Source organism: Pseudomonas sp. B21-041 (assembly GCF_024748675.1).
In the GTDB taxonomy this organism is placed as follows: domain Bacteria; phylum Pseudomonadota; class Gammaproteobacteria; order Pseudomonadales; family Pseudomonadaceae; genus Aquipseudomonas; species Aquipseudomonas neuropathica.
In genome coordinates this window covers 4,266,442-4,278,840 of record NZ_CP087175.1, presented here as the reverse complement: position 1 = coordinate 4,278,840, position 12,399 = coordinate 4,266,442, and the positions used below count along the sequence as shown (strand labels likewise).

Sequence of the window (12,399 nt, the reverse complement as noted above, 5' to 3'; positions counted from 1 at the left end):
ATGACTGATAAAGATACGCCAGCAGCTGCAGCTGCAGATGATGCGGATAAAGTGAATGCTCATCCTGCAAAGCGCTTTTTCGTCGAAATGCTGACGCGCGATATCGAATTGAAGGATTCGATCCTTGACCTCCTTGACAATTGTGTTGATGGCGCTATGCGTGAAAAGCGCGCCGAACTTGATCAGCCTCTTCCGTATACAGATTTCGAAGCTCGAATTTCATTTGACGATCAACACTTTTCAATCATTGATAACTGCGGTGGTATTCCGCGGGAAGTAGCATTGGAGAGAGCGTTTCGCTTAGGCCGGCCTGATCGCGACACGGATAAAGATGTTCCGACGGTTGGTGTTTATGGTATCGGGATGAAGCGCGCGATATTCAAGTTGGGTAAGAACTCTATAGTGGAGACTACAGCCAAGGACGCGGCTTACAAAGTGACAATTGATCCGACTTGGTTGGCCAATGATTATGATTGGACTCTTCCGATCGAGGAAGTTGTGTCCGGCAAATCTAGAGGTACAAGCATTTCGGTTACGGAGTTGAATGACGGTATTCCTAGGTTGTTTTCCAATAAGACAGGTTTTGAAGAGGACTTAAAAAAATCGATATCGGCCTATTATGGGCACATTATCACCAAGGGTTTTAATGTATATGTTAACAACGAAAAGATCTCGCCGACGACATCTAGTTTCATATTGGGTGAGAACGCTTTTACAGGCGAAGGCATAGCCCCTTACGTTTATAAAGGTAACTATAAAGGGGTCGAGATAGAGTTGGCCGTTGGTTTCTATCGGGATCTTCCATCTGATCAAGAGGAAGAAGACTCTCTGGCTGGAAAGCCATCTACTGAAAAAGCCGGCTGGACTATTATTTGTAATGATCGTGTTGTGTTGCACGCCGATAAAACCAGAGTGACGGGCTGGGGCGATGCTGGTGTACCTGCCTATCACACGCAATTTGTTTCAATTGCAGGTGTAGTAAATTTCAAATGTAATGATGCAGCGCTACTTCCTGTCACAACGACTAAGCGTGGTATTGACGGGAATTCTGATCTTTATTTGGCTGTAAAAGAGTTTATGCGTGAAGGCGTTAAAATATTTACTGATTATACGAATAAGTGGAAGAGGCCATCTAAAGAGCGGTCTGATTTGAGTGTTGCAGCTGTTACGACTACTCCTGCTGAAATAATGAAGCAAATACCGGTAGCTAGTTGGTCGGCAGACCGAAAGAGCATCATCAAAGGCCTGAAATTCAAGCCGGATCTGCCCATGCCGACTGTAGAGAAAGAGTACCGTTTCATGCGCTTCTCTAGGCCTCTGACTGATATAAGAACGCTGGCTGACCATTTTTTCGGTGACGAAAATACGCCGCCTGGTGAGGTCGGTGCGAAATGCTTTGATGAAGTTCTGAAGAGGATTTGATCAATGAGTCAGGGCGGAAGCATTGCATATCATTTACGTCAAAATAAGGCGATTGAGCGTAATTTATTTGTTGACTTACTGGGTAGGGTTGGCCGGTATGTAAATATATCCAGTTACAGCTATATCGGGTTTGGCGGACCCTTCTTAGAAGACTTTAAACATTTGCATTCTGCATTGAGAATTTCCAAAATGATTTCTTTGGAAATGGATTCAAATGTATTTAAGCGACAGCTATTTAATAAGCCGCTTTCTTGCATCTCACTGCGTAATGAGTCTAGCGGTGATTTTCTCAATAAGTTTGAGTTTGATTCGGACGATGGGAGCATAGTTTGGTTTGATTATGCGAACACTGATATTACAAGTCAGCTCACGGAAACTCAGCGACTGATTGAGAAGCTTGGGCACGGGGATATTTTCAAAATCACCGTGAATGCCAGCCCCACGGCGCTTGGGGAGCCTAACGTCCGATCGGAGACGCTAGCGTTTCGAGCTAAAGTCCTTGCAGGCCGACTGTCCTCATATGGCCCTGCAGAAATTACTGAGGACTCCGTAGCTACCAAAAACTATCCTAAGACTTTGCTGGCTGCGATTATGTCTGCTGCAAAACATGGCTTGGCAGGTGATCCTAGTCTCGTGGTGCAACCACTGGCCGCCTTTGTTTATAGTGATGGTCAACAGATGCTCACTGTTACGGGCATTCTTCTTCACGAAAATGAAATTCAAAATTTCCTTGAGCAATCTAGATTACCGTTTTGGAGTTTTTTTAATCCAACGTGCGTGGTTCCGACCAGTATAAGCGTTCCGGTACTATCAACTCGAGAGCGAGTGCATATCGAGTCGCTTCTCCCGGAAGCGGGCGCAGATGATATCCAAAGGGCTTTGGATTATTACACCGCTTCCACGGAGAAAATATCTAAAGAGGAGATGGGTAATTTTGTGAATTTTTATCGAATGTTTCCTTGGTATTCTAGAGTCGTTTTATAGGCACTTATAAACGGACTTGAGAATTTGTTCTCCAACTATGGGGCTCACGCTATTACCGATCTGTCGGAAGCTGTGCCACTTAGTTGGATGGAACTGAAACCAATCGGGGAAACCTTGCAGTCGTGCGGCCTCTCGCGGCGTGATCACGCGCGGAGAAGTCATATGTATAGGTCTGACAGCCTGAAAGCTACCTTTATCGCTACCGGTGCCAGCTCTCAGCGTTGGGCAAAAGCCGTTGGGGTCGAGTCTTTTAGCCTTAGAAATAATGTCGACCTCACCTGCCTTCAACCGAGCGAAGCGCTTTACGACTTCTGGAATATGTCGTGTACCGAAGCAGCCAGATACTATCTGTTTTTCAAACAGCAGCTCGATCGCTTTCGCGTCGCCAACTCCGGCCGGGATGTTGCCGTTAACCGATGTATGGAAAGCATTTTTACTTAGCAGCTTAACTGAGCGCCAAGACTGCTCTTCCGTCTGCCAGTCAGATCGAATCAACGCAGGTAGGCCATCTAACGCCATCTTCACGTTTACAAGTTGGGTGTCGCCAGCTGGTAGCAGCAAATCAGAGCTTAAATCATGCTTTAGAGAATTTGCTCTGAATCCGATGAAGAAAATTCGTGTTCTCGTTGTGGGTGCGCCGTACCTGTCTGCTTTGACTTTTATTGGTTCAAGTAAATTGTATTCTTCGCGGACAAGGCTTAATGCCTCTTCAACATGAGGTTTGTATTTTTCCGTCAATATTCCAGGAACATTTTCGGCAATGAAAAATTTTGGTTGGGTTTCTTTTACTAATCTAAAAAAATGATAGAAAAGCTGATTCCTTGGGTCGGCATCGTCTCGTTTTCCCATAGTGCTAAAACCTTGACACGGGGGGCCACCAATAAGCCCGTCGAGTGCCCCAAGCATGAGACCTGACCGTTCCAGAATATCTTTGCCAGTCATAGAGCCGATGTCAGCTTGAATGTGATTCGCATGAGGGAAATTGATGTTGTGTGTTTCTACAGCGTACTTATCAATTTCAAAAGCACCCGCAACGTGGAAGCCAGCTCTTGAAGCCCCAAGGCTTAGGCCACCGACACCAGAGAAAAGATCGATGACTACAGGGTTATTCATGACTGATTCCAATTTAATTCACAGGTGCACTGGTTAGACTTTTTCAATACGGTTTCAAACGCTGAGCGTTCAAACTCACATGTGGAGGCCTGATTTTTTTGACCGCGCATCTTAGCACCATTGGTTGATGAGGGAGGAGATTTGAGGAAGGTCATGACCTCCTACCCATCAACCGACTCTGCTCGTTCATGGCTCTCTCGTGCTGTCGATCAATGTAGTCGGAAAGGTCTTTTAGGTAGATACCCAATCCTGCCTTCTGGCTATTGGGACCCATGCGAACCACCGGAATGTCGATCTCGCCTGCAAGACGTTTTTGTTTGAATTTTTCGACAGTTAAATTCATGTAATCCGCGCAGACGCGATCAAGAGGAATGACCGCTTGGCCGTTGTACTGTGCCATCAGCAGGAAAAGAGTGTTCATGCGACCTCCATAGGTACGATATTTGGTGCGGGTTGTTTGCCCCTGGGTGGCAGGGTCTTCCGTTAAGTTAGGCAGCAGCCGACTGCGCTTGGGCGTCGAGGAACTCGGCCAGGTCGTGCAGGTACACCACTCGTTGAGCGCGAGCCGACCCGTGCAGGCGCTTCACGACCAGCGCGATCCGACCTGCCTTGATCTCGGCCATTAGGTAGCGGTCGGTGCGAATATGTGCGAAGTACTGTTCCCGAACAGCGGCCAGGGTCGGGCATGGAGTAGCGAACTGACGTCGCAATTGTTCAAGTGTGTTGCTCACGCTGCGTCCTCCCCGAACCCCTCCGATGGGGGCAGCAACTTGAGGCGAATCAGCTCAGCGAGGCCTTCCTTACTTTTGCCCATTGCAGCCGCACAAATGTTGCCCTTGGCGTCAGCCACTACCGCGCCGAATGGGAACTCAGGCGAGTTGGTCGGCGTAACGTAGGCGACTTGCCCGTCAAGGATCACGTTGTTGACGCAGCGAAATACCTCGGCCAGCTCGGTGCTTAGTACGGGCATGCTTTCCAGTAGTTGGATGGCTTCCGTCGAGGCGCCAACGAGCGTTGCGCGGCTGATGACGCCCGGGCAGTTCAAGTAGATCGGGATCAACTTCAGGGCGTCGAGGGCTTGCGTGTAGGCATTGAGGTTGTTGGTTTTCATGCAGCGGCGTCCTTTTTAGTGATGGCGATTCCCAGCTTCTTGGCCAGCCATTCAATCCCTTCTTCCTTCACCATCACCACGGAGTAATGACGGCACTTGTTGAGGGATGGAATCAGGGTGCTGCGCGGATCCGAATACAGATAGCCGCGATCACGGTGCTGGCTGGCTAGATCGCCACTACTGTTGAGAACGCCCAGCTCGCGCAACCTGGTGCGGAAGGCGCGGGGCTTGAGTCCGAGCAATGCGGCTGTTTCGTCCAGGGTGCGGTTCGTCATTGCGCGATCCTCAGACGACTGCTGCACGTGTGTGCAGCGTGTCCACAATCTCGTTGAGATTGATTTGAAGGGCTTCAATGGTCCCGTCATTCGGTAGAAACCAGTCGCCCTCGGTACCCCAGATGCCGCCTTCGCTACGATGCGGCGCCACGGCATCTGCTGCGGTGCGCTGGATATGGATCACAGTTCCGCCGCGCTTGCGGATGAATGACGCTTCATTCTCGAATCGCAGGTCGCTGACTACGAAGCCGCGAGCGGTGTCGTAGGTACGGGCAATTAGGTCAAGATTTTGCGACGCCAGTAGCAGCCATAACTCGGGGTGCACTTTGTCACGGCCCCACTCGGTGCCGAGGGTCTGCATCAGGTAGCGTGGAGAGCGACCCAGCCACGGTATAACTCGTTCCTTTTGCTCTCCTTCGAAATCGCACGGACTCAAGTTGAGGATATTCATCAGGCCGTCACGGAGCGGGTCGGCGAATGCGTAGGACTGGAATCCATGATGGTTGACCAGATGCTGCGCGGCTGTGTCTTTGCCAGAACGAGCAACGCCAGCGAGGCCGATTAATAGAGGCTTCATGCTGCATCACCCCCGAATGGTTCGGGTTTGTGAGCGACGACATTTGCTTTCGAAGGTGCCAAGCGAGTGCCAGGCGGCGTGACAATTACCAGTAGGCCGGTGTGCTTTTGAATCGCTTCAACGGCTGCTGGGCTAGTGCAAGCTGCTGGGTGTAGGAACACCGGGCAGCGAGTGTTGCTGTGCTGTGTGGTTTGCATGCTCGTACTCTTTGGTGAGAGATTTACGATGCAAACGATACAAATACGTATTGTTTGAGTCAATACGTATTTGAATTGATTTTTGCTTGTGCCAAAAAAAAGCCCGCATCGCTGCGGGGCTTTTTTGGAAATGTATTAGAAAATTTCGAGCTTCGAGAATACTACGCCGCAAATTATGGCGTCGGACCCTAACTCAATGATTGGCTCCGGCCATGCTGGATTCAAAGGTTTTAGAAACCGGCGGCTGCCCTCCATTACTAACTGCTTGAATGTTGCTTCTTGGCTATCCAAGAGTTTTGCGATCACGAGAGAACCATTTTCCGCGTCTTTCGCGGGATCAACAAAAATGATGTCTCCGTCTCGGAAGGATCTCCGTTCATGTTGATTAAACATGGAAAGTCCGCGTACTCGAAGGGCATAGCTTTGGCTGCTGTGGGAAGCGGCGCATGGCAGCCATAACTCTGCATCATCAAGGGTCCTAACGTCCTCAATCTCACACCATGCGCCGGCTTGAACCCATGAAATTAGCGGGACATAGCCTTTAATTGCTGGCCCAGGTTCGACGTTGGTTTCATTCGAAGATGGAGCTCCCTGATCTATCATCGGATCTTTGTGTTCGCCTCCCTTCCAAAGCCAGTTGCTACTGACCTTCAAGGCTCTGCTGATCTTTTCGATATTTTCGTGGCGTGGACTGGCTACCGCGTTCGTCACAATTCTATGAATCGTCGGTTGCGGAACACCGGAGCGTCGGCCGAGTTCGCCTTCTGACAGCCCCAATTCCTGCATGCGTTGGGCGATGCGGTCTCCGATCACTTTATCTCTGCCTTGATTCAAAAACGTATCGGCGAGTGTATTGAATCAATCAATACGTTTGTGTATTGTGTCGACCAATGCGAAAGCGCATCGGTGAACGATATGACTATCCAAGAAATGCTTGCGGAGCTGCTGCGGTCTGGTTTGTCCCAGAGAGTTATTGCAGATCGCGTAGGAACAACACAGCCGACAATCAATCGCGCCGCGAAAGGTGCAGATGTTCGGTACGTAACGGGTAAGGCAATCGAATGCCTATACACCCAAGAGAAAGAAGCTGCCGATCTTAAGTCGGCAGCTTAAAAGGTGCTGAGCTGGGGCCTCTCACCAAAGAATCCCCCAGCCCAGCTACGACGATACACAGCACATGCACATCGGTCGTAGTCGTAGGATAGGGTTTACCCTGGGCTATGGCTACACCGTAAATAGGGGATTTACGGTTATGAGTCGAACAGATCTTTTGCCGGACGCTGGTCCGGTCCTGCCACTACGCCAAGCGATCTATCGCGCCGGTCGTGACTACAAGGGCGGAATTACCGCCCTTGCTTTTGAAATGGTGTTGGAGAACGACACCCTCCAGAAGAAACTCAAGCTCGATGAAGAACGCCGCTGGCTGAATCCCGATGAGCTTGAGGAAGTGATCAGGCTAACCGCTGATCCACGCTTGCTGGACGCATTAATGCGTCCAGCAGGTGCGGTTTGGTACCGGCCCGTGGCCGTACCGGCAACCCGTGATGCCTTGAAAGCGGTTGGTAAGCTACTCGGGGAAACCGGTGAATTCGTGGCCAAGATGCACGACGGCGCGGCGGACAACGTCTGGGAGCTTCATGAAGTCGTGGATCTCGAAAAGCACGGAATGGATGTGATCCGCGAAGTCCTTGGAATCATGGCGGGCGCTCGTCAGGCGATGGAGGATCGCATCAATGGCTGATGATATCGACCGCGCAAACGAGCAGGCGCAATACCTGCTTGATGTTGCTATTCATCGCAGTCGCCGCGTGCCATCGAGCCGCGTTAGCGCGCAGTTCTGTGACGACTGCGACGAACCAATCCCGTTGCTTCGACAGCAGAAGGTTGAAGGTTGCGAGACCTGCATCTCTTGTCAGGAGTTGCGGGAGACCCGGCGATGAGTGAATCGGGCAAAGGAACAGCCATCGCTATATGGGCAAAGCGTTACATCAGTACTTTTGACTTGGCACTCGTATCGATTGATCCAGGTGAAAAGGCTCCGAAAGGCCTAGGGTGGAATAAACCCGGAGGCTACATCACCGACGCCGACACGGCCGAGGCGTTCTGGCAACGAAACCCAAATCACAACCTTGGCGTCGTGCTGGGGCCGAGCCGCGTTTGTTCATTGGATGTTGATGACGTTCAATGGACGCGACATGTTTTGTATGAACTGTTGGGCCTTGACCTTGATGCGATGGCAGTGGTGTTCCCGACTATCGTCGGGAATCCGCTGCGATTCCGAGTGGTGTTCAAGGTGCCGGAAGGCATCGAACTCACGCGTCATTCACTTTCATGGCCGAATGAAAAAGACCCGGACGGTTCGATTTTCAAGGGGTTGATGGACAAGGCCAAGGCTGCGAAAGAGCAGGGTGACCTTGTCGCAGAAGCTGCTGCACGAACCGAAGCCGAGCCGTTCAAACGTTTCACGGTCTTTGAACTACGTGCGGGACTGGTGCAAGACGTATTTCCACCGTCAATTCATCCCGGTACCGGCAAACCTTACATCTGGAAAACCGCTCCAAGTGCTACTGACGGGCTGCCCACGCTGACCAACGAGCTGCTTACCATTTGGCAGAATTGGGAGTTTTTTAAGCGAGATGCTGAAGCTGCGTGTCCATGGGCGGTTGCGCCACCGAAGCCACCGGTCAAAGCCCAAAAGAGTCCTGCACTCGGTGGCGGCAAACGGCCCTCGGTAATTGATGAATTCAACCGTTGTCACGATGTTGCGGAGCTTCTTCGCGCCAATGGATACATCAAGCGAGGCAATAAGTGGCTATACCCTCAAAGCAGCACCGGTCTGCCAGGGGTAACGATCAGTGAGGGGAAGGTTTACTCGCACCACGGTGCTGACCCTCTCGCGAATGGACATCAGAACGACGCCTTTGAAGTGTTCTGCTTACTCGAGCACGGCGGCGACCAGTCGACGGCTGTGAAGGATGCTGCGCGAATGTTGGGCATGCAACACTCTGCCCGTCCAGATCCGAATGATCTTCCCCCCCACCCATCCGGTGAGTTAAACGGGCCGATCTCCGACGAAATATGCCCCTCCGGCGAGGCCGCTCCTGCTCCTGACGGGGGGGCGGGGGAGGTCATAACGTTGGAAGTCATTCTGCGTCGTTTCGCGTTGGTCGAGGGCACCACGCACGTGTGGGATTGCGACCAATCGAAGGTAATGAAGAAGTCCGCCTTCGAAGCTCGTGTGGGCAAGCCACTGGCCAAAGCCTGGTTGGACGACACCGGAAAGAGGCTGATTTCTGACGACCATGTTCGCGAGATCGAGCAGGCGCGCCGCATGGCTGGGAAGAAAGGCGGTGCATTCGGGATGTCTCCAACCGATCGTTACGTTTACATCGATGGCACCAAAGACGTTTGGGATCGGGAAAAGAAGCGGCGTATAGCAGAGGGCGCGGTGAAGATGGCGCTGGGTGACACTTACCCGCTGTGGTTGAACAGCAGTGAGCGCCGCACCGTCGATGTTGAACACATCGTGTTTGATCCGACCATGACGAAGGATCCTGCGGTGTACATCAATACCTTTGACGGGTTGCCGCTTGAGCCAGTCAGGGATGATGCAGCGTGTGCCAACCTGCGTTGGCTGATTTCATTTCTTTGTAACCACGATGAAGTTGCAACCGATTGGCTAACTCGCTGGCTGGCGTATCCGCTGCAGCACCTGGGCGCCAAGATGGATACCGCTGTGTTGATGCATTCGATCATGGAAGGTTCGGGCAAGAGCCTTTTGTTCGCTGACGCACTCGGCATGCTTTACGGCCAATACGCGGCGACTGTTGGTCAGACGCAATTGGAAAGCAGTTTCAATGCGTGGCAAAGCCGCAAATTGTGGTCGGTCTTTGAAGAGGTCGTCAGTCGCGATCAACGTTACAACCAGGTGGGCAAGATCAAGCACTTGATCACTGGTAAAACGGTGCGGATGGAGTCGAAATTCATTAATGGCTGGGAAGAAGCCAACCATATGAATGCGGTGTTTCTCAGCAACGAGATTCTTCCCTGGCCAATTAGCGACAGTGATCGTCGGATGCTAGTCATGTGGCCAATGGAGACTCTGCCAGTCGCACGGCAAAAGGCAATTGGTCGTGAACTGGAGCAGGGTGGGGTGGCGGCGCTCTACGGTTGGTTACTGTCGGTCGATCTAGGGGATTTCAACCAGCGCACGCGGCCGCCATCGACAGAGGCGCGTGAGCGTTTGGTGGCCTTGAGTCGGGCCGGCTGGCAAACATTCTTGCATCTGTGGAAGTACAGCGAGCTGGGGCATGGGCTTTGGGGACCGTGTCTATCGACCGATCTCTATTCGTTATTTCTCGAATGGTGTCAGCGCAACAAAGAGCACGTGATGAGTCAGACGAAGTTCTCGCTGTTCATCAGTTCTGAGGTGGATAAAACGCGGGCGATACCCTGGACTGACGGCAACAACCGTCGCTTCGGCGCGTTTTTCTTTCCTGTGGATCTGGATGCTTCCCCGCCCCCATCACTCAAGGCGGCAGAGCTGGGCAAGCAGGTGGAGAACTGGCGGGCGAAGGCCAAGCTGGCGGGCTGGCACGTGGACAGCTGGGATCACATTAAGGCGCTTGCAGCATGACTATTTTCAAAAGTGTGTTGGGTGTGTTGAGTGTGTGTCGGGTTGATTTTGAATACCCCACACAATTTGAGTGCCCGAATTACATGCCTTCGCGGGTGTTGTGTGGGGTGTGTTGGGTTTTGTGTCGCGCACGCGCATGCATGACGTTCTTTGCAACGAATTCAACGGAAGGAATTTTTTCTTATGCGAAGACTGATAAACCCAACAAACCCAACACACTCAACTCAAGTTTGATTGAAGCATTGAATTTAAAGGGATTTATGTGTGTTGGGTTTGTGTCGGGTTGGGGTATTTCTGTGTCGGGTTGGGTTTTACGGGAGCAGGGCAATGATTGAGGCGATGGAGTTATTGCTGAAACATTGGGGCGAGCAATGCCGACACGGCGGTGAAGCCGGAGGCATGGGTAGCCCGATGGCGACGATCATGGAGTGGGGCGGTTGCGCGCCGCGAGGCACACCCGGTTCTCGGATCCTTCTCGGCGGTGGTGCGGGACCAGATGCTATTGCGCAGGAAGTTGGTGCCGCCCTTTCCGAGATAGCCCGGCAAGATGGTCGGGGTGAAAGGCTGCAACAGTTGGCGGTTATGCGTTATGGCTCTGACCCTGCACCAACATGGGCAGCGCAGATGCACGAACTGGGCTACGTCTCAAAGGCGAAGCAAACCTACTACGATCTTGTACACCGCCTTCATGTGCGACTCTTTGAGGTGCTGGCCGAGCGCAAGGACGCACGAAAGTGGCTAACCGTTGGTCGGGGCGCTTTACCTCAAAGTCTCCTCAAAGTTGCGTCAAAGTTGCGTCAAGTTGGATAACCGAAAATGCCCCCTTTTCGGTTCCGTACTCAGGGGGTAAAAAGCCTCCACGATATGGATTCTGCGCCTTGGCGCTTCCCCGAGCACGTGCTGTGCACTTCGTCCTGGCGTACGCCGCGACACTGAAAACCCTGCCCCGCGGCGGGGTTTTCTTTTTTGTGTTCGGCATGCTCCTTCACTTGAGGCACAACATGACAAATGAGCAGCAAGCGCTGGCAGAAATGCCGATCTGGTTGGTGATCGTCCTGGCTCTGGTCGGCGGCGTATCGGGTGAGATGTGGCGAGCAGACAAAGATGGCGCGCGAGGCTGGGCTTTGATGCGCCGGCTTGCACTTCGATCCGGTGCCTGCATTGTCTGCGGAGTCTCGGCAATGATGCTGATGATCGCGGCGGGCATGTCGCTCTGGACGGCGGGCGCCTTGGGTTGTCTCACGGCAATGGCCGGTGCAGATGTTGCCATCGGCTTGTACGAACGCTGGGCTGCTAAGCGGCTTGGCGTGTGCGATGTCCCGCCGAATGGCGGCGGACCAGCCTGAAACCGCCGGGGACCCTGGGGTTATTCGGAGGGTACGGGGTCGGAAACCCGCGGGATCGTGTTAGCGGGCGGTTCACCAGCTTAGTGAACTGAGGTGAACTTGGGGTGAACAGGTGAACTCGCGGGGTGAACTGGAGAAATTAACCATGACAATCATCAGCAAAACGGAGTTTGCGGCCCGGCGCGGGTGGGCCAAATCCTATGTTTCCAAATTGGCCAGCCAGGATCGTCTGGTGCTTACCGAAAACGGCAAGATTGATCTTGAGGCTACTGAGGCGCTGCTCGATAAGACCAGCGACCCGAGCAAGGCCGCAGTCGCCGAACGTCACCAGCAAGAGCGGATTCAGCGTGACGTTTACAGTCAACTGTCCCCACTGACTGAGCCGACTTCCACGGCTGCGCCGCCGCAACTAATACCTGTCGATGGCAAACACCCCGACTACCAGAAGTCCCGCGCGCTGCGCGAACACAACATGGCCAAGCTGGCCGAGATCGAACTGGGCAAAGCGCAAGGCTCATTGGTGTCCCGAGAGGCAGTAGAGACCGGGGCCTATGACGCGGGTCGTTTATTGCGCGACCAACTGTTTGGACCGCTGCCGCAACTGTCCTATGACTTGGCGGCGATGACGGATCCCTGGCAAATCGAAAAACACCTGACGGCAACAATTCGTCGGACGCTGGAAGAAGCTGAGCGCCTCTCTTCAGCGGATCTTGAACACGCCCTGATAGCGGATTAAAC

Annotated in this window: 16 protein-coding genes; 9 read left to right on the top strand and 7 right to left on the bottom strand. The window is 52.6% G+C overall.

Features of this window, described 5'->3' with window-relative positions; translation table 11 throughout:
• Nucleotides 1–1,422, top strand: a complete 1,422-nt coding sequence (locus tag LOY43_RS18880; protein ID WP_258708574.1) for an ATP-binding protein — start codon at nucleotides 1–3, stop codon at nucleotides 1,420–1,422.
• Between the two features lie 3 nt (nucleotides 1,423–1,425).
• Entirely contained in the window at nucleotides 1,426–2,406 is a 981-nt protein-coding gene (locus LOY43_RS18875) for an O-methyltransferase (protein ID WP_258708573.1), read from the top strand.
• Here LOY43_RS18875 and LOY43_RS18870 read toward each other — a convergent pair.
• From LOY43_RS18870 to LOY43_RS18840, 7 genes are all read right to left on the bottom strand, one after another.
• The gene (locus LOY43_RS18870) at nucleotides 2,401–3,519 is read right to left on the bottom strand and encodes a DNA cytosine methyltransferase (protein ID WP_258708572.1); all 1,119 of its coding nucleotides are present in this window, start codon (nucleotides 3,517–3,519) and stop codon (nucleotides 2,401–2,403) included. The two genes, LOY43_RS18875 and LOY43_RS18870, sit on opposite strands and share 6 nt — an antisense overlap.
• Nucleotides 3,520–3,670: 151 nt before the next feature.
• Nucleotides 3,671–3,940: a pyocin activator PrtN family protein gene (locus LOY43_RS18865; protein WP_258708571.1), complete on the bottom strand. Its 270-nt coding sequence runs from the start codon at nucleotides 3,938–3,940 to the stop codon at nucleotides 3,671–3,673.
• A 67-nt stretch (nucleotides 3,941–4,007) separates the two neighbouring features.
• The gene (locus tag LOY43_RS18860) at nucleotides 4,008–4,250 is read right to left on the bottom strand and encodes a pyocin activator PrtN family protein (protein ID WP_258708570.1); all 243 of its coding nucleotides are present in this window, start codon (nucleotides 4,248–4,250) and stop codon (nucleotides 4,008–4,010) included.
• On the bottom strand, nucleotides 4,247–4,630 hold the full coding sequence (locus tag LOY43_RS18855) for a hypothetical protein (protein ID WP_258708569.1): 384 nt from the start codon (nucleotides 4,628–4,630) through the stop codon (nucleotides 4,247–4,249). The genes LOY43_RS18860 and LOY43_RS18855 overlap by 4 nt, the downstream gene beginning before the upstream one ends.
• Nucleotides 4,627–4,905 carry a hypothetical protein gene (locus tag LOY43_RS18850; RefSeq protein ID WP_123377032.1) on the bottom strand — a complete coding sequence of 93 codons (279 nt, stop codon included), beginning with the start codon at nucleotides 4,903–4,905 and terminating at the stop codon, nucleotides 4,627–4,629. The genes LOY43_RS18855 and LOY43_RS18850 overlap by 4 nt, the downstream gene beginning before the upstream one ends.
• Nucleotides 4,906–4,915: 10 nt before the next feature.
• Nucleotides 4,916–5,482, bottom strand: a complete 567-nt coding sequence (locus LOY43_RS18845) for a deoxynucleotide monophosphate kinase (protein WP_123377031.1) — start codon at nucleotides 5,480–5,482, stop codon at nucleotides 4,916–4,918.
• A 332-nt stretch (nucleotides 5,483–5,814) separates the two neighbouring features.
• Nucleotides 5,815–6,513, bottom strand: a complete 699-nt coding sequence (locus tag LOY43_RS18840; RefSeq protein WP_258708568.1) for a LexA family transcriptional regulator — start codon at nucleotides 6,511–6,513, stop codon at nucleotides 5,815–5,817.
• 418 nt (nucleotides 6,514–6,931) lie between these two features.
• Here LOY43_RS18840 and LOY43_RS18835 point away from each other — a divergent pair, with 418 nt between their 5' ends.
• The 7 genes from LOY43_RS18835 (at nucleotide 6,932) to LOY43_RS18805 (ending at nucleotide 12,397) form a co-directional block, all read left to right on the top strand.
• A complete protein-coding gene (locus tag LOY43_RS18835) occupies nucleotides 6,932–7,420 on the top strand; it encodes a phage regulatory CII family protein (RefSeq protein ID WP_123377072.1) in 489 nt (162 codons plus the stop codon).
• Nucleotides 7,413–7,619 carry a TraR/DksA C4-type zinc finger protein gene (locus LOY43_RS18830; protein WP_258708567.1) on the top strand — a complete coding sequence of 69 codons (207 nt, stop codon included), beginning with the start codon at nucleotides 7,413–7,415 and terminating at the stop codon, nucleotides 7,617–7,619. Before LOY43_RS18835 ends, LOY43_RS18830 begins: the two co-directional genes overlap by 8 nt.
• Entirely contained in the window at nucleotides 7,616–10,315 is a 2,700-nt protein-coding gene (locus LOY43_RS18825) for a bifunctional DNA primase/polymerase (RefSeq protein ID WP_258708566.1), read from the top strand. Before LOY43_RS18830 ends, LOY43_RS18825 begins: the two co-directional genes overlap by 4 nt.
• A complete protein-coding gene (locus LOY43_RS18820) occupies nucleotides 10,312–10,650 on the top strand; it encodes a hypothetical protein (RefSeq protein WP_258708565.1) in 339 nt (112 codons plus the stop codon). Before LOY43_RS18825 ends, LOY43_RS18820 begins: the two co-directional genes overlap by 4 nt.
• A complete protein-coding gene (locus LOY43_RS18815; protein ID WP_123377027.1) occupies nucleotides 10,643–11,125 on the top strand; it encodes a hypothetical protein in 483 nt (160 codons plus the stop codon). Before LOY43_RS18820 ends, LOY43_RS18815 begins: the two co-directional genes overlap by 8 nt.
• A 191-nt stretch (nucleotides 11,126–11,316) precedes the next feature.
• The gene (locus LOY43_RS18810; protein WP_034156347.1) at nucleotides 11,317–11,661 is read left to right on the top strand and encodes a phage holin family protein; all 345 of its coding nucleotides are present in this window, start codon (nucleotides 11,317–11,319) and stop codon (nucleotides 11,659–11,661) included.
• A 145-nt stretch (nucleotides 11,662–11,806) separates the two neighbouring features.
• On the top strand, nucleotides 11,807–12,397 hold the full coding sequence (locus LOY43_RS18805; RefSeq protein WP_100847397.1) for a terminase small subunit: 591 nt from the start codon (nucleotides 11,807–11,809) through the stop codon (nucleotides 12,395–12,397).
• Nucleotides 12,398–12,399: the final 2 nt, after the last annotated feature.

Excerpts from the sequence above, each read along its gene's own strand:
- LOY43_RS18820 (WP_258708565.1), top strand. The coding sequence starts at position 10,312 with ATGACTATTTTCAAAAGTGTGTTGGGTGTGTTGAGTGTGTGTCGGGTT.
- LOY43_RS18805 (WP_100847397.1), top strand. The coding sequence starts at position 11,807 with ATGACAATCATCAGCAAAACGGAGTTTGCGGCCCGGCGCGGGTGGGCC.
- LOY43_RS18870 (WP_258708572.1), bottom strand. The coding sequence starts at position 3,519 with ATGAATAACCCTGTAGTCATCGATCTTTTCTCTGGTGTCGGTGGCCTA.
- LOY43_RS18815 (WP_123377027.1), top strand. The coding sequence starts at position 10,643 with ATGATTGAGGCGATGGAGTTATTGCTGAAACATTGGGGCGAGCAATGC.
- LOY43_RS18865 (WP_258708571.1), bottom strand. The coding sequence starts at position 3,940 with ATGAACACTCTTTTCCTGCTGATGGCACAGTACAACGGCCAAGCGGTC.
- LOY43_RS18850 (WP_123377032.1), bottom strand. The coding sequence starts at position 4,905 with ATGACGAACCGCACCCTGGACGAAACAGCCGCATTGCTCGGACTCAAG.
- LOY43_RS18855 (WP_258708569.1), bottom strand. The coding sequence starts at position 4,630 with ATGAAAACCAACAACCTCAATGCCTACACGCAAGCCCTCGACGCCCTG.
- LOY43_RS18845 (WP_123377031.1), bottom strand. The coding sequence starts at position 5,482 with ATGAAGCCTCTATTAATCGGCCTCGCTGGCGTTGCTCGTTCTGGCAAA.
- LOY43_RS18835 (WP_123377072.1), top strand. The coding sequence starts at position 6,932 with ATGAGTCGAACAGATCTTTTGCCGGACGCTGGTCCGGTCCTGCCACTA.
- LOY43_RS18825 (WP_258708566.1), top strand. The coding sequence starts at position 7,616 with ATGAGTGAATCGGGCAAAGGAACAGCCATCGCTATATGGGCAAAGCGT.
- LOY43_RS18875 (WP_258708573.1), top strand. The coding sequence starts at position 1,426 with ATGAGTCAGGGCGGAAGCATTGCATATCATTTACGTCAAAATAAGGCG.
- LOY43_RS18810 (WP_034156347.1), top strand. The coding sequence starts at position 11,317 with ATGACAAATGAGCAGCAAGCGCTGGCAGAAATGCCGATCTGGTTGGTG.
- LOY43_RS18880 (WP_258708574.1), top strand. The coding sequence starts at position 1 with ATGACTGATAAAGATACGCCAGCAGCTGCAGCTGCAGATGATGCGGAT.
- LOY43_RS18830 (WP_258708567.1), top strand. The coding sequence starts at position 7,413 with ATGGCTGATGATATCGACCGCGCAAACGAGCAGGCGCAATACCTGCTT.